Annotated in this window: 18 protein-coding genes; 3 read left to right on the top strand and 15 right to left on the bottom strand. The window is 71.4% G+C overall.

The genetic code is table 11. The features are described from left to right. Positions 1–18: 18 nt before the first annotated feature. Positions 19–1,146, top strand: coding sequence for a sn-glycerol-3-phosphate import ATP-binding protein UgpC (locus tag FHR96_RS16490; protein ID WP_183388820.1), 1,128 nt, complete (start codon positions 19–21; stop codon positions 1,144–1,146). Further along, on the top strand, positions 1,119–1,859 hold the full coding sequence (locus FHR96_RS16485) for a glycerophosphodiester phosphodiesterase family protein (RefSeq protein ID WP_183388819.1): 741 nt from the start codon (positions 1,119–1,121) through the stop codon (positions 1,857–1,859). The genes FHR96_RS16490 and FHR96_RS16485 overlap by 28 nt, the downstream gene beginning before the upstream one ends. A gap of 39 nt (positions 1,860–1,898) precedes the next feature. On the opposite strand, the gene panP is transcribed toward FHR96_RS16485, so the two are convergent. From panP to cbiE, 8 genes are all read right to left on the bottom strand, one after another. Further along, positions 1,899–3,554, bottom strand: a complete 1,656-nt coding sequence (panP, locus tag FHR96_RS16480; RefSeq protein ID WP_183388818.1) for a pyridoxal-dependent aspartate 1-decarboxylase PanP — start codon at positions 3,552–3,554, stop codon at positions 1,899–1,901. A 47-nt stretch (positions 3,555–3,601) separates the two neighbouring features. Further along, entirely contained in the window at positions 3,602–5,095 is a 1,494-nt protein-coding gene (locus FHR96_RS16475) for a cobyric acid synthase (RefSeq protein WP_183388817.1), read from the bottom strand. Then, positions 5,092–5,817: a 5,6-dimethylbenzimidazole synthase gene (bluB, locus tag FHR96_RS16470; protein ID WP_183388816.1), complete on the bottom strand. Its 726-nt coding sequence runs from the start codon at positions 5,815–5,817 to the stop codon at positions 5,092–5,094. Before bluB ends, FHR96_RS16475 begins: the two co-directional genes overlap by 4 nt. A gap of 340 nt (positions 5,818–6,157) precedes the next feature. Beyond that, positions 6,158–6,763 carry a cob(I)yrinic acid a,c-diamide adenosyltransferase gene (cobO, locus tag FHR96_RS16465; protein ID WP_183388815.1) on the bottom strand — a complete coding sequence of 202 codons (606 nt, stop codon included), beginning with the start codon at positions 6,761–6,763 and terminating at the stop codon, positions 6,158–6,160. 58 nt (positions 6,764–6,821) lie between these two features. Beyond that, positions 6,822–7,607: a precorrin-6A synthase (deacetylating) gene (cobF, locus tag FHR96_RS16460; protein ID WP_183388814.1), complete on the bottom strand. Its 786-nt coding sequence runs from the start codon at positions 7,605–7,607 to the stop codon at positions 6,822–6,824. After that, positions 7,604–8,425, bottom strand: a complete 822-nt coding sequence (gene cobM, locus FHR96_RS16455; RefSeq protein WP_183388813.1) for a precorrin-4 C(11)-methyltransferase — start codon at positions 8,423–8,425, stop codon at positions 7,604–7,606. The genes cobF and cobM overlap by 4 nt, the downstream gene beginning before the upstream one ends. Then, the gene (locus FHR96_RS16450) at positions 8,422–8,829 is read right to left on the bottom strand and encodes a cobalamin biosynthesis protein (protein WP_183388812.1); all 408 of its coding nucleotides are present in this window, start codon (positions 8,827–8,829) and stop codon (positions 8,422–8,424) included. Before FHR96_RS16450 ends, cobM begins: the two co-directional genes overlap by 4 nt. Before the next feature lie 61 nt (positions 8,830–8,890). After that, positions 8,891–10,114, bottom strand: a complete 1,224-nt coding sequence (cbiE, locus tag FHR96_RS16445) for a precorrin-6y C5,15-methyltransferase (decarboxylating) subunit CbiE (RefSeq protein ID WP_183388811.1) — start codon at positions 10,112–10,114, stop codon at positions 8,891–8,893. Here cbiE and FHR96_RS16440 point away from each other — a divergent pair. Continuing rightward, positions 10,113–10,859 carry a cobalt-precorrin-6A reductase gene (locus FHR96_RS16440; RefSeq protein WP_183388810.1) on the top strand — a complete coding sequence of 249 codons (747 nt, stop codon included), beginning with the start codon at positions 10,113–10,115 and terminating at the stop codon, positions 10,857–10,859. The two genes, cbiE and FHR96_RS16440, sit on opposite strands and share 2 nt — an antisense overlap. On the opposite strand, the gene cobJ is transcribed toward FHR96_RS16440, so the two are convergent. The 7 genes from cobJ to FHR96_RS16405 form a co-directional block, all read right to left on the bottom strand. Then, entirely contained in the window at positions 10,835–11,626 is a 792-nt protein-coding gene (gene cobJ, locus FHR96_RS16435; protein ID WP_183388846.1) for a precorrin-3B C(17)-methyltransferase, read from the bottom strand. The genes FHR96_RS16440 and cobJ overlap by 25 nt on opposite strands. Before the next feature lie 103 nt (positions 11,627–11,729). Beyond that, on the bottom strand, positions 11,730–12,470 hold the full coding sequence (cobI, locus tag FHR96_RS16430) for a precorrin-2 C(20)-methyltransferase (RefSeq protein WP_183388809.1): 741 nt from the start codon (positions 12,468–12,470) through the stop codon (positions 11,730–11,732). Continuing rightward, entirely contained in the window at positions 12,467–13,096 is a 630-nt protein-coding gene (locus FHR96_RS16425) for a precorrin-8X methylmutase (protein ID WP_183388808.1), read from the bottom strand. The genes cobI and FHR96_RS16425 overlap by 4 nt, the downstream gene beginning before the upstream one ends. Continuing rightward, positions 13,080–14,321 carry a cobalamin biosynthesis protein CobG gene (locus FHR96_RS16420; RefSeq protein ID WP_343066371.1) on the bottom strand — a complete coding sequence of 414 codons (1,242 nt, stop codon included), beginning with the start codon at positions 14,319–14,321 and terminating at the stop codon, positions 13,080–13,082. Before FHR96_RS16420 ends, FHR96_RS16425 begins: the two co-directional genes overlap by 17 nt. Further along, on the bottom strand, positions 14,318–18,280 hold the full coding sequence (gene cobN, locus FHR96_RS16415; protein ID WP_183388807.1) for a cobaltochelatase subunit CobN: 3,963 nt from the start codon (positions 18,278–18,280) through the stop codon (positions 14,318–14,320). Before cobN ends, FHR96_RS16420 begins: the two co-directional genes overlap by 4 nt. After that, positions 18,280–19,380, bottom strand: a complete 1,101-nt coding sequence (gene cobW, locus FHR96_RS16410) for a cobalamin biosynthesis protein CobW (RefSeq protein ID WP_183388806.1) — start codon at positions 19,378–19,380, stop codon at positions 18,280–18,282. Before cobW ends, cobN begins: the two co-directional genes overlap by 1 nt. After that, complete coding sequence (locus tag FHR96_RS16405) at positions 19,377–20,774, bottom strand: cobyrinic acid a,c-diamide synthase CobB (RefSeq protein ID WP_246392994.1); 1,398 nt, start codon at positions 20,772–20,774, stop codon at positions 19,377–19,379. The genes cobW and FHR96_RS16405 overlap by 4 nt, the downstream gene beginning before the upstream one ends. Between the last annotated feature and the right edge of the window lie 13 nt (positions 20,775–20,787).

The raw sequence follows: 20,787 nt of genomic DNA, 5'->3' as shown, positions 1-20,787 counted from the left end.
GATCAACGAGACATGCCTATGGCCACCCTCCGCCTGGACGCCCTGAGCAAGACCTATCCCAACGGCTTCACCGCCCTGCACGGCGTCGACCTCGAGATCGCCGACGGCGAGCTGATCGTGGTGGTCGGCCCGTCGGGCTGCGGCAAGTCCACCCTGCTGCGCATGCTCGCCGGTCTCGAGTCGATCAGCGACGGCGAGCTCGCCATCGACGGGCGCCGCGTCAACGACCTGGAGCCCGCCGAGCGCGATATCGCCATGGTGTTCCAGAACTACGCCCTCTACCCGCACATGAGCGTGGCCGACAACATGGGCTATGCGCTGAAGAATCGCGGCGTGCCGAAGGCCGAACGCCGGCGCAAGGTCGAGGAGACCGCACGGCTGATCGGGCTCGAGGACCTGCTCGACCGGCGCCCGAAGCAGCTCTCCGGCGGCCAGCGCCAGCGGGTGGCCATGGGGCGCGCCATCGTGCGCGAGCCCAAGGTATTCCTGTTCGACGAGCCGCTCTCCAACCTGGATGCCAAGCTGCGCGTCCAGATGCGCATCGAGATCCGCCGCCTGCAGAAGCGCCTCGGGGTGACGTCGGTCTACGTCACCCACGACCAGGTCGAGGCCATGACCCTGGCCGATCGCCTGGTGGTAATGAACGGCGGGCGCATCGAACAGGTCGGCACGCCGATGCACCTTTACGAGCGCCCGGCGACCCGCTTCGTGGCCGGCTTCATCGGCTCACCGGCGATGAACTTCCTCGACGCCCGTCGTTCGGGTGACGTCCTGACGCTCCCCTGCGGCACCCAGCTGGCCTCGCCCTGGCCAGGAGAGGCCGGCGAGACTCGCGACACCCCGGTGTGCCTGGGCATCCGCCCGGAGCATCTGGCCATCGTCCCCGAGGGCCAAAACGGAGGCGGCACCCTGGCAGTCCGGGTCGAGCTGGTCGAGCCGCTGGGCGCCGACACCCTCGTCCACGCGCGGCTCGACGGTCAGGACGACCTGGTGGTGGCGCGCATCGACGGTATCCAGCCGGTGGCCGAAGGCGATAGTCTGATCCTGCGCCCGGACACCGACCGCCTGCACATCTTCGACCCCGACTCCGGGCAGCGCCTGGATGACCTGGAGCCCGCATGCCACACCCCGACCTCCCCCGCCTGATCGCCCATCGCGGCCTCTCCGCCCGCGCGCCAGAGAACACCCTGGCGGCGGTGCGGGCGGCCCACGACGCCGGCATCGATTGGGTCGAGCTCGACGTGCAGCGGCTCGGCGACGGCACCGCGGTGATCTGGCACGACCGAGACGTGGCGCGCTGCTCGAACGGCCGCGGCCGGCTGGCCACGCTGGACATCGCCGCGGCGCGCCGACTGGACGCAGGCGCCTGGTTCGCGCCCGCCTTCGCCGGCGAGCGGATGGCGACGCTCGAGGAAATGCTCGCGCTGCTCGTCGAGCTCGGCATGGGCGTCAACCTGGAGCTCAAGGTCAACCGCGGCCACGACCCGGCGGCGCTGGCCGAGGCGGCGGTGCCGGCGGTGATGGAGGCGCTGCCGTTCGAGCGGCGACTGGTGTCGTCCTTCGACGAACGGGCACTGAGGGTCAGCCGGGCACTGGCCGGCCCCGAACGGCTGGCCCTGGGCGCGCTGTTCGACCGCGTGCCGCGCGACTGGCAGGCCCGCGCCGAGGCGGTGCAGGCCGTCAGCGTGCACGCCAACTGGAAGCCGCTGAAGGCCGAACGCGCCAAGGCGATCAAGGCCGCCGGCTTCGCTCTGCTCTGCTACACCGCCAACGACCCGGACGCCTTCGCCCCGCGCTGGGAGTGGGGCGTCGACGCGGTGATCAGCGACGATCCCACGCGCTTCGACACGGCCTCCTGAGCGGCCTACCGGCGGCCCGGTGTCGGGACGCCGACACGATCACCCCTGGCGATAATGGGAGGCCAGCAGCGCCTTCAGCTCAGCGAAGTCGGCGCTTTCTCGCTGCTCTGCGGCAATCTGGCGCTGCTCCTCGATGAGCTCGCGCAGCACCTGGTCGGTGGTCAGGGGGTTGGCCAGCACGACGCGGAAGACCGTGATGGCCTGGCCGCCGTGGCGACTCGGCGTCAGCCGTGTGCGCGACACGAAGGCCTTGCCCCGCTCGCGCTGGATCTTCTGAATGGACTGGGTCATGCGATTCAGGTGGTCGTTGATCCGCTGACGCAGCGCATCGTCGGCCTTGCCCAGCAGCGCCTGAACCTCGGGTGGCGCCCAGCGATAGGTGAGGATGTTGAGCTCCGGCTCGGTGACCAGTTCGAAGTCGTCGAGCGCCGTGATACGGTCGGCGAAGCGCCGAGCCAGCTGGATGCCATTGTCGATCAGCATCGCATACCCCTGACGTCCGATGATCTTCAGGGCCGACTGCACCAGCATCGCCATGCCGGGCCGGGAGCCTTCCAGGGTGGTGCTGCCAAGATCCCGGGATCCCTGCCGAATGATGTACTGGGCATGATGCTCGATGCTGCCGAGGGCGGACGGCTCGCGGAACAGCACCATGCCCGCCCCCATCGGCACATAGAGCTGCTTGTGGGCATCGATGGTGACCGAGTCGGCCCGTTCGATGCCGGCGAGACGCGGCCGGTAGCGCTCCGAGAATAGCGTCGGTCCGCCCCAGGCGGCATCCACGTGGAAGTGGATGCCATGCTCTGCGGCAATATCGGCCAGGCCGTCCAGCGGATCGATGTTGCCGGTCTCGGTCGTGCCGGCGATACCGACCAGGGCAAACGGCCGTATCCGCTGCTGCTTGAGCCGCTTCAGCGTGGCGACCAGGGCATCGGGCCGAATGCGGTTATACCCATCTGTCTCGACGGCCACCATCTGGTCCCGCCCGATCCCCAGTACATCGGCCGCCTTGGAGAGCGAGTAATGGCCGCGCTCGGAGACCAGCACCGCCGCGCCCTCACACTCATAGTGCCGCATGGCGCTGAACACGCCGCCGCGGCTGATGCCCGGGAACTCGCCATCCGGGCCGAAGGCCCGGTTCCGCGCGGCCCACAGCGCGGTGATATTGGCCACGGTGCCGCCGGAGCAGAAGGCGCCGAGGCGACGCTCGCTGTGGTGCAGCCAGCTGTCGTAGAAATCATCAGGCTGCCCGTAGATCAAACGATGCAGCATGCCCAGCACCTGACGCTCCAGCGGCGTGAAGGCCTTGGAGGTTTCGGTCTTCACCAGGTTCTGGTTGAGCGCGATCATGATCTTCGACAGCGGGATCATGAAGTACGGGAGTGCCGACGTCATGTGGCCGACGAAGCTGGGCGAGGCGGTATGCACCGACTGCGAGACCACCTTGTCGAGCAGGAACTGGGTCTGCTCCGAGACGAAGGCGGGCGCTTCCGGGATCCTGGCATCGCTGAAGTCCTGCTCGATGACGGCCAGGTCGTTCTCTTCCGCGACGATATGCTCCCCGAGGAAGCCGGAGAGATTCGTCGAGATGTCCCTGTCCAGACGGTTCAGCGTCGATCCCGGCGCCTCGGGAACGGTGAAGATCCTCAGCAGGTTTTCCCAGCTGCTCTCGGCGACCTTTGATTGCTTGCCCATGGAACCCTGTTGTCTTTGAAGGATGGAAACGCCGCAAGGGCCGGTGATTACCGATGCGCGCGATGGTAGCCGAGGACCCTGCCCATCGCCAGCGCCTCGATGGCGGCCGGATCGAGATGTTCCTCCAGGGTATCGGCCAGCCGGTCGAGCTGGCGCTCGCGGTGGGCGGCCAGATCCACGGCCCCGTCCTCGCCTTCGAGCCCCAGCATGGCCAGCAGCGCGGCGGCCGCCGGCGCCTCGTCGAACAGGCCGTGCAGGTAGGTGCCCATCACCTGGCCATCCTCGCTCACCGCACCGTCCGGGCGGCCATCGAGGTCGAGCAGCGGTCGCGCCAGCCCCGGGCCCTCGCTGACGCCGTTGTGGATCTCGTAGCCGCTCACCGCCACGTCCTCTCCGCCTGCCCCCCCCATCAACCGCCCGCGCACGTTGCGCAGCTGCTTGCCGGCCACCATGCGGGTGCGCATCGCAAGAAGCCCCAGCCCCGGCACGCTGCCGGCCTCGCCCTCCAGGCCGTCCGGGTCGTCGATGGCCTCGCCGAGCATCTGGAAGCCGCCGCAGATGCCGAGCACCCGGCCGCCGTAGCGCAGATGGCGACGTATCGCCGGTTCCCAGCCCTGGCGTCGCAGCCAGGCCAGGTCGCTGGCGGTGCTCTTGCTGCCGGGCAGCAGGATGACGTCGGCGGGCGGCATGGCCTGCCCGGGCCCCACCAGCGTCAGCTCGACCCGCGGATGCAGGCGCAGTGCGTCGAGGTCGGTGTGGTTGCTGATTCGCGGCAGCGCCGGCACCGCCACGCGCAGCCCCGGCGCTTCGGCGGCGCTCTCGGTCAGCCCCAAGCCGTCCTCGGCGTCCAGCAGCAGGCCATTGAGGTGCGGCAGCACGCCCGTCACCGGCTTGCCGGTGCGCTCGGTGAGCCAGTCGAGGCCCGGCTCGAGCAAGGCGATGTCGCCGCGGAAGCGGTTGATCACGAGCCCGGTGGTGCGCGCGCGCTCGGACTCGCTAAGCAGCTCAAGGGTGCCTACCAGCTGGGCGAAGACCCCGCCGCGGTCGATGTCGGCCACCAGCCACACCGGGCAGTCCACCGCCTCGGCGAAGCCCATATTGGCGATATCATTGGCACGAAGATTGATTTCAGCAGGACTCCCCGCGCCCTCCGCAATGACGAGATCATGGCGTGAAGTCAGTCGCTCCCAGGCCGCCAGCACGGTCTCCCGGGCCTGACGCTTGAAGGCGTGGTAATCCAGCGCATCCATATGGCCGTGAACCCGGCCGTCGAGGATCACCTGGGCGCCGCGGTCGGTCTCGGGCTTGAGCAGCACCGGGTTCATGTCGGCGTGGGGCGCCAGCCCGCAGGCCAGCGCCTGCAGCGCCGTGGAGCGGCCGATCTCGCCGCCCTCCGCCGTCACGGCGCTGTTCAACGCCATGTTCTGGGGCTTGAAGGGCGCCACCGACACCCCGCGCCGCGCCAGCAGCCGACACAGCCCCGCCACCACCGTGCTCTTGCCGGCGTCCGAGGTGGTGCCCTGGATCATCAGCGCCCTCATCGCTCGCCCTCCCTGGCCGCGAGGGCCTCGAACAGCTCAGGGGAGTCCGCCGCTTCGCCCCAGCCGCTGCCGTGCACTCGCTCACTCAGCGGCAGGCGCTGACGCCAGCCGGCGCGGGCCAGCTCGGGACGATCGAGGAACGCGTCGACGTAGCCCAGGCACAGGTAGGCGAGCGGATAGACGGTCTCCGGCAGGCCCAGCACCTCGATCAGCTCGTCCTGATCGAGGATGCTGACCCAGCCCACGCCAATGCCCTCGGCCCGAGCCGCCAGCCACAGGTTCTGGACCGCCAGGCAGGTGCTGAACAGGTCCATGTCGACGATGCTCTGGCGTCCCAGCACGTGCTCGCCGCCGCGGCTGCGGTCGCAGGTGATGCACAGGTTGAGCGGGCTCTCGAGGATGCCCTCCAGCTTGAGGCGACGATACAGCGCGCCGCGCTCGCCGGTGTGGGCCTCGGCCGCCTTGGCGTTCTCGCGTTCGAAGATGGCGTGCACGCGCTCGCGCACCTCGCGGTCGTCGATCAGCAGGAAGTCCCAGGGCTGCATGAAGCCCACCGAGGGCGCGTGGTGGGCGGCCTCGAGCAGCCGCGCCAGCACCGCGGGCGGAATCGGGTCCGGGCGGAACTGGGCGCGCACGTCGCGACGCTCGAAGATGGCCCGGTAGAGGCCCTCGCGCTGCGCCTCGGGGAAGGCGTGATCGGGTCGCCCGGTCGGGTCTGCCATGCGGCGGTCTCCTGAAAATCGTGGTGGTGGGATGGCGCTAATGTCACAGGATGATGAGCTTGCCCGGCGCCAAGCCGGCACGAGGGCGCTGTAAACCCATCCCTGGGCGCTAACTTTTGCCCAGCGGCGCTCTCGCATCCTGCTCCGCTTGCTGGGCCGGTGCTGGCCATCCATGGCCAGCCCGTTCGGCGGAATCCGCCTCACCCCTGGCAAAAACCCCTCGCGCCGTCTCGTCCCCGGCGCTCATCCAGCCACTCCCCACGAACCTGGCAATATCGTTAGTGGCGTAGCTACGGAACGGGAACAGGCTAGGCCGAGCGCAGCCACTTCTCAGGCCGGCCTAGAGTTCGACGCCCTTCTGGGCCTTGACGCCCTGATCCTTGAAGGCGTGCTTGATCACCTTCATCTCGGTCACGGTGTCGGCCAGCTCGATCAACGCCTCCGGCGCGTGGCGGCCGGTAACCACCGCATGCTGCATGGCCGGGCGACCCTGGAGGTCGTCGAGCACGGTGTCGAGTGCCAGGTAGCCGTGGCGCAGGGCGATGTTGAGCTCGTCGAACAGCACCAGCGCGTAGTCCGGGTCGGCCAGCATGCGGCTGGCCTCGGCCCAGGCCGCCTCGGCGGCGCGCACGTCGCGCTCGCGGTCCTGGGTGTCCCAGGTGTAGCCCTCGCCCATGACGTGGTAGTCCACGCCCGGAAGCGAGCGATAGAAGGCCTCCTCGCCGGTCTGGAACTTGCCCTTGATGAACTGCACCACGCCGACCTTCATGCCATGGCCCAGGGCGCGTGCGACCATGCCGAAGCCGGAGCTGCTCTTGCCCTTGCCGGGGCCGGTGAGCACCAGCAGCACGCCCTGCTCCTTGTCGGCGGCGGCAATCCGCTCGTTCATGATTCTCTGCTTGTGGGCCATGCGCGCCGCATGGCGCTCGGGGTCGACGTGCTTCATCGGGTTCTCCAGCGATCGAGGGAGTAGCGTAGTGTGTTCGGTGCCATACCGATATCCATCATTTGAGCAGCGGCCGACGCGCCAGCAGGTAGACATCCATGATCCAGCCGTGGCACTCGCGCAGCGCGGCACGGCGCTCGACGATGGCGGGACCGACCTCGGCCAGCGGGCCAGCGATCAGGCACTGCTTGTCCATGCCGAGATAGGCGCCCCACCAGATGTGCAGGCCCTCCGGGGCCAGCGACTGGAAGGCGCCGCCGGCGTCCAGCATCACCGCCACGCTGGCGGCGTCGCCCGGCCAGCCGCGCTCGCGCAGGCGCCGCCCGGTGGTGACCTGCACCGGCTCGGCCAAGGCGTTCAATGGGATGCAATGCTCGGCGGTCAGCACCTGCAGGCTGGTGATGCCCGGCACCACGTCGACCTCGAGCGCCATGCCGCTCTCCTGCTCCGGCCCTGCGCCCTTGAGGCGCGCGGCGATGCGCAGGCTGCTGTCGTAGAGCGAGGGATCGCCCCAGATCAGCATCGCGACCCGCCCGCCCTCGGGCAGGCGCTGCGTCATCTGCTCGCGCCAGGTCTCGGCGATGGCCGCGTGCCAGTCGTCCACCGCACCCAGGTAGTCGTCGCGGCCGTCGCGGCGCGGCAGGTCGAACTCCACCACCCGCGAGTGCGCGGCCTCGTCGAGCAGGCTGCGGCACAGCAGCCGGCGCAGGTCGACCAGGTCCGAGCGGGCCTCGCCCTTGCGCGGCAGCAGGATCAGCTCGGCCTCGCGCAGCGCGCGCACGCCGGCCAGGGTGATGTGATCGGGATTGCCGGTGCCGATGCCGATCAGCGAAAGATGGATCATGCCTCGCCCTCTCGTTCCGCGCCCTCATGTTCGCGGATGCCGCCCTCGGCGAAGGGCGAGTCCGCCGACTGCGGCCGGAAGCGGCGGTCGTAACCGATGGCGTAGAGGCAGCTGTCGTCGAAGTCGGCGCTGCCCAGCGCCGGGCCGACCAGGATCAGCGCGGTGCGGTTCATGGCCGGATCGAGCCGAGCGGCAATGGTGTCGAGCCGCCCGCGGATCACCTTCTGGTCGGGCCAGCTGGCGCGCCAGACGATGGCCACCGGGCAGTCGTCGCCGTAGCGCGGCGCGAGCTCCGCCACCACCTGCTCCAGGTTATGAATCGACAGATGGATCGCCAGCGTCGCGCCGCTGCGCGCGAAGTTGGCCAGGGTCTCGCCGTCCGGCATGGCGCTGGCACGGCCCGGCGTGCGGGTCAGCACCACCGACTGCGCCACGCCCGGCAGCGTCAGCTCCTGGCCGAGGGTGGCGGCCGCCGCGGCGAAGGCCGGCACCCCGGGCGTGATGGCGTAGGGAATGCCCAACGCGCGCAGCCGGCGCAGCTGCTCGCCCATGGCCGACCATACCGACAGGTCGCCGGAGTGCAGCCGGGCCACGTCCTGGCCGGCGGCGTGAGCCCTGGCGATCTCGTCGACGATCTCGTCGAGGGACAGCGGCGCGGTGTTGACGATCCGCGCGTCCGCCGGGCAGTGATCGAGGATCGCCTCGGGCACCAGCGAGCCGGCGTAGAGGCACACCGGGCTGGCGGCGATCAGGTCGCGCCCGCGCAGGGTCAGCAGGTCCGGCGCGCCGGGACCGGCGCCGATAAAGTGAACGGTCATGGCATCTCTCCTGCCGGAGTGTCTTGCGTCATAGCGACGTTGGCCATGGCGGCGGTGGCGCATCGATCCGACGACACCAGCCGCGGGCCGAGCAGCTCGCTCCCCGGCCCGGCCGCCAGCCGCGCCACCGCCTCAGCGACGCTGCCGGTGCCGCGGGCCCGGCGGCTGCGTGGGGAATGCGTCAGCGTCTCGGCCGAGGCCAGCGCCTCATCGGGCACGCCCAGCACCTCAAGGCCCCGCGTATCGCCCAGGGTCTGCACCATCGGCCGCATGCTCTCGGCCGCCGCCAGCCGGTCGGCCGGGCCATGGCGCGCCTCGAGCCGCTCCAGCGCCTCGGCCAGCGAGGCGAGCGTGGCCGAGCGGCGAAAGCCGAAGCCCGCGACCTTCATCGCTTTGCTCTTCATGGCGCCCGGCCCCGCGCCTTGCTCTTCATGGCGCCCGGCCCCGCGCCGTTCATGTCGCTATTCATTTCACTATCCGCCACTGCACGATGGGATAGGCGGCCTTCCAGCCGCGGCGGCTGCCGAGGGCGGTCGCCGCCGACAGCGCCAGGCGCACCAGCTCGCCACCCAGCTCTCGCTGCCGCTGGACCAGCAGCGCCTCGGACTCGAGCGTCACCGCATTGGCCACCAGCCGCGTACCCGCTGTCAGACGCGGCCACAGCGCGTCGAGCAGCGCCTCGGAGAGCCCGCCGCCGATGAAGACCGCATCCGGCCGCGGCGCGTCCACGAGGCCGTCCGCCAGCAGCGCCACCGCGTCGCCCTCGACCACCTCTAGCCAGTCGACGCCGAGTTCACGGGCGTTGAAGCGGGCGCGCTCGGCCCGCTCGGCATCGCGCTCGAGGCCCAGGGCAAGGTTGTCCGGATGGGCCAGCAGCCACTCGATGGCCACCGAGCCGGAGCCGGTACCGATGTCCCACAGCCGCTCGCCCGGCATCGGGGCCAGGGCGGCGAGCGTGGCGGCGCGCACCGCCTGCTTGGTGATCTGGCCGTCGTGGGCAAACCAGCCGTCCGGCCGCCCCGGCGCCAGCGGCAGCGCCGGCCCGGCGCCGTCGACCTCGAGCCCCACCGCCACCGGATGGGCGATGTCGCCCGGCAGCTCGGCGTCGGCACGCAGGCAGCGCACGCGTTCTTGATCCCCGCCCAGCGCCTCCAGCACCTGGAGCCGGCTGGCGCCGAAGCCGACGCTCCCGAGCCACTCGGCCAACGCCGCCACGGCCTCGCCGTCGCGCAGCAGCACCAGCAGCCGGCGGCCGCGATGCAGGTGCGGGCGCAGGCGGGTCAGCGGCCGGGCGTGCAGGCCGAGGCAGGTCACGCCCTCCAGCGACCAGCCGAGCCTCGATGCCGCCAGGCTGAAGGTCGAGGGCGAAGGCATCGAGCGCCACTCGCCCGGCGCCAGATGACGCGCCATACTCGCCCCGGCGCCGAACCAGAAGGGATCGCCGGAGGCCAGCATCACCGTCCGCCGGCCGCGCTCGGCCAGCAGTTCGGGAATGCCGTCGGCGAAGGGTACCGGCCACTCGCGCACCTCGGCAGCGAGCGGCGGCAGCAGGCGCAGGTGGCGCCGGGCGCCGAACACCAGCTCGGCGGCTTCCAGCGCCTCGCGACTTGCCGGCGCGAGCCCGGCCGTGCCACTCTCGCCCCAGCCCACCACCGTCAGCCAGGGAGCGTCGTTCGCGTCAATCATCATGAAGGTCCTGATCCTGGGCGGTACCACCGAGGCCAGCGCCCTGGCCCGCGCGCTCGCCGAGCGCGAGATCCCCGCGCTGTTCAGCTACGCCGGCCGCGTCGCCGCGCCGAAACCTCAGCCGCTGCCGACCCGGGTCGGCGGCTTCGGCGGCACGGACGGGCTGGCCGACTTCCTCACGGCGGAGCGCATCACCCACCTGGTCGACGCCACCCATCCCTTCGCCGAGCAGATGAGCCAAAATGCCGTGGCCGCGGCGACGCATACGGGCACCGCGCTGATCGCCCTGACCCGGCCGCCGTGGGAGCAGCAGGAAGGTGACCGCTGGCAGCGCGTCGCGAGCATCGAGGCGGCGGTGGACGCGCTCGCCGGCCCGCCCGAGCGGGTGCTGCTGGCGATCGGGCGCATGCACCTGGCGGCCTTCGCCGCCCGGCCCGAGCATCACTACGTACTGCGGCTGGTCGACCTTCCCGAGGAGGCGCCGCCGCTGCCGCGCCATACCCTGACCGTCGACCGCGGCCCCTTCACCCGGGAGGGCGACCTGGCCCTGATGCGCGAGCACGGCGTCGAGCGCCTGGTGTGCAAGAACGCCGGCGGCGCGGGGGCCGCGGCCAAGCTCGAGGCCGCCCGCGAGCTTGGGCTGCCGGTGGTGATGATCGACCGCCCGACGCTGCCGCCCCGCCGCGAGGCGCATGACGTTCGGCACGTCGTGCAATGGCTGGGTCATACCACCGACCTCGGCGTATAGACCCACTCGCCCGCCACACCGCTGTCGACGGGAATCCGCCGCGTCAGGCTCGAGCCCACCATCACCAGGGTGCGCATGTCGGCCATCTCGGGGGTCGCCTCGCCGAGGGTCGTGACGCGCAGGCGCTCCTCCGGCGTGGAGACGGCGCGGGCGAACATGATCGGGCGATCAAGGCCGCAGGCCTCGCGCAGCACCGCCAGGGCGCGGGCGAAGCCCTCCGGCCGCGAGCGGGAGCGCGGGTTGTAGAAGGCCATGGCGAAGTCGGCCTCGGCGGCCAGCCGCAGGCGCTTCTCGATCAGCGCCCAGGGCTTGAGGTTGTCGGAGAGGTTGATGCAGCAGAAGTCGTGGCCCAGCGGCGCGCCGAGCCGCGCGCTGGCGGCGAGCATCGCCGAGACCCCCGGCAGCACCTGGATGTCCAGCGCCCGCCAGGCCGGCTGCCCTGCCTCCAGCGCCTCGAACACGGCAGCACCCATGGCGAACACGCCGGGATCGCCCGAGGAGACGACCGCCACCCGGCGGCCGTCGGCGGCCATCTCGAGGGCCTGCTCGGCGCGGCGGATCTCCTCGCGGTTGTCCGAGCCGTGGCGGGTCAGCCCCGGGCGCGGTGCGACCCGCTCGACGTAGGGCACGTAGCCCACTACATCCGTGGCCTCGGCCAGAACGCTCGACGCCTCAGGGGTGATCAACACCTCATTGCCCGGCCCAAGACCGACAATCTTCACCCAGCCTTCACGGCCGGCTGCGCGTCGGCCATACGGCGTTGGCATCGTCTTCGAAATGCTCATTTAGCCCCTCTAAACTGCGCTTTCTCAGACGATGCCGCCTTGTCTGTCGCTAGCTCGCCAGGCCGTGATTCGACGTTTTCTCCGCTCATGGCCGCCTCCCGTTGCCGTGAATCACCAGGATCGAGAAATAGGGCACGCGCTCGCCGGCATCGCGCAGCGGCACCACCCGCTGCCGGCCCATGGAGGCGTACTCGATCAGCCAGGCCTCGTCTTCGCGGCCGGCGCTTTCCAGCGCGCGGCGCAGCTTGTCGAGGTGTCGGCCGATCTTCATCACCACCAGGGCGTCGGTGCGCGCGATGCGCTCGGCCAGCCGGTCCTCCGGCTGGGTCGCGGTCAGCACGGTCAGCACGTCGTCGCCCCAGGTGATGGGCCGGCCCGTGGCCGTCCAGGCGGCGGACATGCCGGTGATGCCCGGCACCACCTCCACGGCCACTCTCCCCTGCAAGCGGGTATAAAGGTGCATGAATGAGCCATAGAAGAAGGGATCGCCCTCACACAGCACCGCCACGTCGTGGCCCGCCCCGGCGACCTCGGCGAGCTGGGCCACCTGGCGCTCGTAGAAGGCCGACAGCCATTCGTTGTAGCGCGGATCGTCGACGGGAATCTCGGTAGTGACCGGATACTCCATCGCCAGCTCCACGGCGCCGGGCGCCAGCATGCCCTCGACGATGGTGCGGGCGTGGCCGGTGCGGCCCTTCTTGCGGAAGTAGGCGACGTGGCTGGCGCCGCGGATCAGCCGGTCGGCGCGCACGCTCATCAGGTCCTGGCTGCCGGGGCCGAGGCCGACGCCGAAGATCGTGCCGGATCGGATATCGAGCGTCGTCATTCGCGGCGATCCGCCATGGCGTTGATGGCGGCAACCGTCACCGCGCTGCCGCCGAGCCGGCCCTCGACGATGGCGCAGGGCGCCGCACCGCTCTCCCACAGCGCCTGCTTGGATTCCGCCGCGCCGACGAAACCCACCGGGCAGCCGACGATCGCCGCCGGGCGCGGGCAGTCCGGGTCCTCGAGCATGTTGAGCAGGTGGAACAGCGCGGTCGGGGCGTTGCCGATCGCCACCACCGCGCCTTCCAGTTGGGGCCGCCACAGCTCCAGCGCCGCCGCCGAGCGGGTGTTGCCCATCTCGCGCGCCAGGCCCGGCACCCGCTCGTCGTGCAGGGTGCAGATCACGGCGTTGTCCGCCGGCAGGCGCTGGCGGGTGATGCCCTCGGCGACCATGCGCGCGTCGCAGAGGATCGGCGCCCCGGCCTCCAGCGCCGCCCGGGCGCAGGCCACCACGTCGTCGCGGAAGTGGACATGCGGCGCCAGCGCCACCAGGCCGGCGGCGTGGATCATGCGCACGGCCACCTGCTCCTCCTCGGGCGAGAAGCGTGAAAGCTCGGCCTCGCGCCGTATGATGGCGAAGGACTCCCGGTAGATCGCCGGTCCGTCGGTTTCATAGACGTAAGGCATCACGTGTCTCCAAGTATTCGATAGCGTCGGCTTCGCCGAGGCCGGTCGCGACCGGCGCGTCGTCGGCGCATCCGTTCAGGATCAGGTCATGGCGGCCGTCGCGCCCGGTCAGGCAGACTTCGGCCGGGCCGCTGCGGGCGCAGCCCTTGGCGCAGCCGGATACATGCAGGCGGCCGGTCGCCGGCGTGCCGGAAGGCTCTCTCGACCGCTCGGCAAGCGCATTCGCCAGCGACGTTGCCAGCCCCAGGGTCGCCACGCTGGCCTGGGCACAGAACGGCGCGCCGGGGCAGGCGTCCATGGCCAGGCGCGGGTCGCGGGCGTCATGGATCAGGCCGTCGTCCGGTGCGCTGTCTTTCGTATTCGGATTCGCCCCCTCGCCTTCCAGCAGCAGACACCGCCAGGGCGTGACGCGAACGCCGGTGATGCCCTCGGCGGAGAATAAAGAGCGAAGCGCCGAGGCCGGCGCCCGGCCGAAGGGCAACCCGACCACCCGGCCATGCGGATGCGGCCCCGGCGTCAGGCCCGCGGCGTGGTCGGACGTTTCCGGCGCGGCAGCTGGCTCGGTATCGGCCTCCGCCCATTCCGGCAGCGGCATCTCGAAGCGACGCATGCGCCCGGCCAAGAGGCCACCCTGGTCGACGAACCAGTGCGCCAGCCGCGTCATCAGCGCGACCGCGGCCTCGGCGTCGGCGACCGGCGTGCCAAGATCGCGCCCGTCGGCCCGCACCATCAGGCCGCCCTCGCGCGAGCGCTCCAGACGCAGGTCGGCGGGAACATCGGCGAGCACCGGCACCGGGCCGGCGTCCAGCGCCAGGCCCCACTTGTCCGGCAGCGCCGGCCAGTCGGCCAGGCGGCGTTCCAGCCGGCGCGCCGCCTCGACGGTGGCATCGCCCTCGCGCCAGTCCGGGGCCAGCATCAGCGCCGGGCGGCGCTCGCCCTCGGCGTCCGGGGCCGCCAGACCGTGCTCGACCAGAAACGCCATCAGCTCGGGCCAGCCGGCCTCGCTCACGCCGCGCAGCTGCAGGTTGGCGCGGCGGGTCAGCTCGATCAACCCGCTGCCCCAGGTCTCGGCGGCCTCGCACAGCGCCAGCATCCGGGCCCGAGTGAGCCGGCCCAGCGGCGGGCGCACGCGCACCAGCAGGCCATCGCCGGTGGCCATGGGCCGCCAGGCGCCGGGGCACCAGCCGCGCATGCGGGGCGAGGCGCTCAAGCGCTCGTCATTCACGACATCCCCTCCCGCCGCTCGTCGAACTCGAGCAGCAGGTCCTGCAGGGCCTCGCCGCGCTCGCCGGGGTCCTGCCACAGGCCGCGCTGGACGGCCTCGAGCAGCCGCTCGGCCATCTCCTCCAGCGCCGCGGCGTTGTGCTCGCGCAGGAAGCGCTGGTTGGCGTCGTCGAACACCAGGGCATCGCTCACCTGGGCGTACTGGTGGTCGGGTACCAGGTCGGTGGTGGCGTCATAGGCGAACAGATAGTCCACGGTGGCCGCCATCTCGAAGGCGCCCTTGTAGCCGTGCTCACGCATGGCCTCGATCCACTTGGGATTGAGCACTCGGGAGCGCACCACCCGCGTGATCTCTTCCTGCAGGGTGCGGATGCGCGGCCGCGCCGGGTTGGCATGGTCGGCGTGGTAGACGGTCGGCGCCTCGCCGCCCAGGGCACGGCCGGCGTTGGCCATGCCGCCCTGGAAGGCGTAGTAGGTGCTGGAATCGAGGATGTCGTGCTCGCGGTTGTCCTGGTTGTGCAGCACCGCCTGCAGCCCCTCGAGCCGGTGTTCGAAGGCACGGCGCGCGGCGGCGCCGGACTCGGGGAACTGGCCGTAGGCGTAGGCGCCGGCCGCGAGGTAGGCCTCAGCCAGCTCGTCGGCATCGTCCCAGGCGCGACTGTCGACCAGCCGATCCAGGCCGGTGCCGTACTCGCCGGGCCGGCTGCCGAACACGCGGAAGCCCGCCTCCTTTTCGGCCGCCTCGGGCGAGAGCCCGGCGGCCTCCAGCTCGCCGCGACGCGCCTCGACCGCGGCGCGGATGGTGTTGCCGTCGCCCGGCTCGTGATAGTCGGCCACCGCCCGCACCGCGGCGTCGAACAGCCGGATGACGTGGGGGAAGGCGTCGCGGAAGAAGCCGGATACCCGCAGGGTGACGTCCACCCGCGGTCGGCCCAGCAGCATGCTGGGGATCACCTCCACGTCGACCACCCGCTGCGAGCCCAGCGACCAGATCGGCCGCACGCCCATCAGCGCCAGGGCCTGGGCAATGTCGTCGCCACCGGTGCGCATGGTGGCAGTGCCCCAGATCGACAGTCCCAGCCGACGTGGGTAATCGCCGTGGTCCTGCAGGTAGCGCTCGACGAACGCCTGGGCCGAGGCCTCGCCCAGCGACCAGGCGGCGGGCGACGGCACGGCGCGGTTGTCGACGCTGAAGAAGTTGCGCCCGGTGGGCAGCACGTCTAGCCTGCCTCGGCTCGGCGCCCCGCTCGGTCCCGGCGGCACGGCGAGGCCGTCCAGCCCGTCGAGCAGCGCGCCGATCTCGCGCTCGACACCGTGGCGCATGGCGGCCCAGAGGCCGTCGCGGGCATGGCGACACAGCGCCGCGGTGGCCGGCCAGTCGCACGCCAGCGCCTCGAGATCGCCGTCTTCCAGCACGTAGCCTTCGACCAGCCGCTCGGCGAGCCGCTCGAGCCGCTCGCGGGTATCGGCGGCGCTGCGCCAGGGCACGTTGCTCAGCTCGTCCAATTCACTCAAGACCGTCGGCCGCGGCCCCTGCCAGGGCTCGGCGCCGGCGGCCAGCGGATCGAAGCGCGCGCCCTCCTCGCCACTGACGTCCGGCTCGCGCAGGCCCAGGTCGTCGGCCAGGGCGTGCAGCAGGCCCTGCTGCGTCGGCTTGTCGCCTCGCGGCAGCCGCAGGATGGCGACCAGGGTCGCGGCCCGCTTGTCCGCCGGCGGCAGGGTGCCGAGCACGTGCAGGCCGTGGCGGATCTGGGCTTCCTTGATGTCGCAGAGGAAGGTGTCGAGCTCGTTGAGCAGGCGCTCGTCGTCGCCCTGGCAGGCGTCATCGGCGTTGGCCGCCGATTGGCCGAGCTCGGCGTCGATGCCGGTGCGCTTCAGGTGCTCGAGGATGCGCTCGCGCAGCAGGGCCTCGCGGCGCGGGTCCATGCCCAGCGCCTGGTAGTACTCGTCGGTCAGCGACTCGAGCTCGGCCAGGTCGCCGTAGAGCTCGGCCCGGGCCAGCGGCGGCATCAGGTGGTCGATGATCACCGCCTGGCTGCGGCGCTTGGCCTGGGCGCCCTCGCCCGGGTCGTTGACGATGAACGGATAGAAGTGCGGCAGCGGCCCCAGGGCCACGTCCGGCCAGCACTCGGCGGAGAGCGCCGTGCTCTTGCCGGGCAGCCATTCCAGGTTGCCGTGCTTGCCGACATGGATCACCGCGTCCACCCGGTAGTGCTCGCGCAGCCAGAGATAGAAGGCCAGATAGCTGTGGGGCGGCACCAGCGCGGTGTCGTGGTAGCTCCTGGCCGGATCGGCATCAGGGCCCTCGCCAATGTCCCGCGCCGGCTGGATGCCGACGAAGGTCTCGCCGAGGCGGAGGCCGGCGATCAGCAGTCGGCCCTGGCGGTGCTTGGGATCGTCCTCGGGGGCGCCCCAGCGCCGCCAGACCGCCTCCTGCAGCGCCTCCGGCAAGGTGCGGAACCAGGCCAGGTAGTCGTCGACGCCGAGGCTCTGCCAGCTACCGCGCCAGGCAAGCGACTGCGGATCGTTGGTCACGCTGCCCTGCAGGCGGCGGATCAGCGCGTCGCCGTCCTCGGGCAGGTCCGCCAGCGGATAGCCGGCCTCCTCCAGCGCGCGCAGCAGCTGGACGGTGGAGGTCGGGGTGTCGAGGCCGACGCCGTTGCCGATGCGGCCGTCCCGGGTCGGATAGTTGGCCAGCACCAGCGCCAGGCGCTTGTCGGCGTTGGCGGTGTGGCGCAGCCGCGCATAGCGCCGGGCCAGTTCGGCGACGAAGGCGGCGCGCTCGGGATGCAGCGCATGGCGAGTCACCGACAGCTGGCAGCGCTCGCTGTAGTGGGCCTCGGCCTTGAAGCCCACCGCCCGGGTGATGACGCGCCCGTCCATCTCCGGCAGCACCACCTGCATGGCCACGTCGCGACTGTGCAGGCCGGCGGCCTTGTCGCGCCAGTCGTCCTCGGGGCTGCTGGCCAGTATCGCCTGCAGCACCACCGGACGGCCGGCGAACAGGTCGCTCGCTTCGTCAGCCCCGTCGTCGCAGAACGCGCCGCCGGTGACCTCGCCCTCGTCGGGCTCGCGGTTGACCGAGAAGCCGGTGGTGTTGACCACCAGGCCGGCGCCGGTGCGCTCGATCAGGTGATCGACGAAGGCGACGCAGGCGTCTTCCTTCAGCGAGGCCACCGCCACCGCCAGCGGCGCCAGGCCCTCGGCCTCGAGCGCCGCGATCAGGCCGTCCAGCACCGCGGTATTCGCCCCCTGCAGATGGCTGCGGTAGAACAGCAGCAGGCAGACGGGGCGCGCGGGATCGCGCCGGGCCTCCCAGTCCGCCAGGGTCGCCTCCTGCCCGCTCCTCGGCGCGGATTCGGGCGCCTGAGAGTGCGCCGTGTCGGGCGCCTTAGGGAGATAGACCAGTGCGGGAGGAATCGCCCGCGGCTCGCGCCAGTCGAGCGGCGCCGCCGCGCTCTGTTCCAGGGCCAGATGTTCCGCGCCGACGAAGCGCAGCAGCTGCTCGGCGTTGTCGGCGCCGCCCTCGCGCAGGTAGCGCCATACCCGATGGGCCGACTCGACCGGCACGCTGGAAGCCTCAAGCAGGGCGTCGTCCGGGGCGTCGCAGCCCGGCACCAGGATCAGCTGCCGCGTCGGGTCCGCCGCCGCCCAGGCCCGCAGGCGTTCGAAGCCGTACTGCCAGTAGGCGCTGCCGCCAAGCAGCGAGACGATCACCAGCCGCGCGTGGTCCAGCACCCGGTCCTCGTAGAGATCAAAGGCGGCCGGCTTGACCAGGTTCATCCAGTTGGCGAGGCGCACCGAGGAATAGGCGTCGCCCAGCCGCTCGGACGCCTGGGCCAGCGCCGACAGGCTGCTGTCGGCGGCCGACAGGATCACGACCTCGGCGGGCGTCTGCTGCAGGTCGACGATGCCCTCGTCGTCGACGAAGCCTCCGGGCTTGGCGGCGAACAGGTGCATCAGGCGGGCGTCGCGCTCTCGGTGTCGGCCAGCACGGCCTGCAGCACCTCGCGATCCAGGTGCCGGCCGATGATGACCAGCTCGGTGTGGCGCGGCTCGTCCTGCGCCCACATCCGGTCGAAGTAGCCGTCCAGGCGCTCGCCGACGGCCTGGATCACCCGGCGCATGGGCTTGCCGGGAATCGCCGCGAAGCCCTTGGCACGATAGATCTGATGGGCCTTGAGCAGGTCGGCCAGGCGCGTCTCCAGCGCCTCGGCGTCGACCTCGCCCAGGCGGATCACCAGGCCGTCGAAGTGATCGTGGGCGTGATCGTGATGGGCGCCCTCGGCGTGGTGGCGATCGTGGTGGTTGTCGATGCGGTCGATGCCCTCCTCGCTCGCCGCGCCGATACCCATCAGGGCCTCCAGACGGGCCGGATCGTCGGCCAGGCTCGGGTCGATAAACAGCGTCTTCACGGACTCGGGGACCTTGTCGGCCACCAGCGCCTCGACCCGATGGCGCTCGTCCTCGGTCAGCAGATCGCTCTTGCTGACCAGTACCAGGTCGGCGGCGCTCAGCTGGTCGTCCAGCAGCTCGCGCAGGCTGGGGTCGTGATCCAGGCTGTCGTCGGCGCGGCGCTGGGCCTCGACCTGGTCGACGTCGCTGGCGTAGCGGCCGGCGGCCACCGCCGGGCCGTCGACCACGGTGATGATGGCGTCGACGGTGCAGTGCTGGCGCACCTCCGGCCAGTTGAAGGCCTGCACCAGCGGCTTGGGCAGGGCCAGGCCGCTGGTCTCGATCAGGATGTGGTCGATGTCGTCGCGGCGGGCCACCAGCTTCTTCATCACCGGCAGGAACTCTTCCTCCACGGTGCAGCAGATGCAGCCGTTGGCCAGCTCATAGATGCCGCCGTCGTCGTCCAGTGCCACCGCCCCCTCGCCTTCACAGCCGATGGCGCAGCCACGCAGCAGGCTGGAGTCGATGTCCTGCTCGCCGAACTCGTTGACGATCACGGCGATGCGCTTGCCGGTGATGCGGCGCAGGATGCCGGCCAGCAGCGTGGTCTTGCCGCTGCCGAGGAAGCCGGTCACCACCGTGGCGGGAATCTTGTCGAGTTTCATGCGTGGCATTCCTTGGTTTGATCGGGAGTCTGATCGAGCGTCTGGTCGAATCGAGAGACGTCGGCCTCGACCGCGGCCGCGCCGAACAGGCGGGCCACGGCGGCGGGGTTGTCGGGGAAGAACAGGTGCAGATAGGACGCGGTCAGGCCTCGTTCGCGATAGATCGCCTCGCCGGGCGCGGGATGACGCTGGCGGCGACCAAAGGCAATGGGCGCTGGCGTGTCGCTGGCCTGGGAGCGGTGATGGGCATGGCCGCGCACCGGGCCCTCGGGCAGCTCGGCGGTCTGCATGCCCTGGCAGCCGCGGCGCCCGCGCATGGCGCCGGCGCCGGGCAGCAGGCCCAGCATGGCGTGGGTCTCGCCGTCCTGATCGGTCAGGGTCTCCAGGCAGTAGAGCAGCCCGCCACACTCGGCGAGGATCGGCAGATCGTCCTCGAAGGCCCGCTGGAGGTCGTCGCGCAGCGCCGCGTTGGCGGCGAGGCCGGCGGCGTGCAGCTCCGGGTAGCCGCCCGGCAGCCACAGGGCGTCGCAGGCCGGAAGGGCCTGATCGGCCAGCGGGGAGAAGAATCGCAGCGCCGCGCCCATGCGCTCGAGCAGGTCCAGGTTGGCCTGATAAATGAAGCTGAAGGCGGCGTCCCGCGCCACGGCGATGGTGCGGCCGGCCAGCCAGGCCGGCGGCGCGGAGGCTTCGGTAAGCGCGGGGGTGAAGGCCACCGGCGGCAGCGCCAGCAGGGCTTCCGCCAGGCCCTCGGCGGCGAGCGCCTCGGCGCCGGCGTCGAAGCGCGCCTCCAGGTCGTCGCGGATCTCCTCGGCCTGGACCAGCCCCAGGTGGCGCTCGGGCAGCGCCAGGGCCGGATCGCGGGGCACCGCCGCCAGCAGCGGTACGGTCGCCGGTAGCGCCGCCTCGATCAGCTCGCGATGGCGAGCCGAGCCGCAGGCGTTGGCGATCAGTCCGGCGATGCGCACGTCGTCGCGAAAGCCGGCCAGGCCGGCCACCAGCGCCGCCGCGGTCTGGGCCATGCCCTTGACGTCCATCACGATCACCATCGGCAGTCCGAACAGCGCGGCCAGATCGGCGCTGGAGGGCTCGCCGTCGAACAGGCCCATGGCGCCCTCGACCAGGATCAGGTCAGCCTCCCGGGCGGCCTCGAACAGCCGCTGGCGGCAATAGGCCTCGCCGGCCATCCACAGGTCGAGCTGGTCCACCGGCTGCCCGGAGGCCTGGGCCAGCACCCGCGGGTCGAGGTAGTCCGGCCCGGTCTTGAACACCCGCACCACCCTGCCCTGGCGGCGCAGCATCCGCGCCAGCGCCGAGGTCACGGTGGTCTTGCCCTGGCCCGAGGCCGGTGCGGCGACGAACACCGCCGGGCAGCTGACGGCGTCGTGTTCGCGCATCGCGTTCGCTTCC

The sequence above is a fragment of the Halomonas organivorans genome (assembly GCF_014192055.1).
Taxonomy (GTDB): Bacteria; Pseudomonadota; Gammaproteobacteria; order Pseudomonadales; family Halomonadaceae; genus Halomonas; species Halomonas organivorans.
The sequence above is the reverse complement of the archived record's forward strand: the minus strand, read 5'-3'. Positions and strand labels throughout refer to the sequence as shown.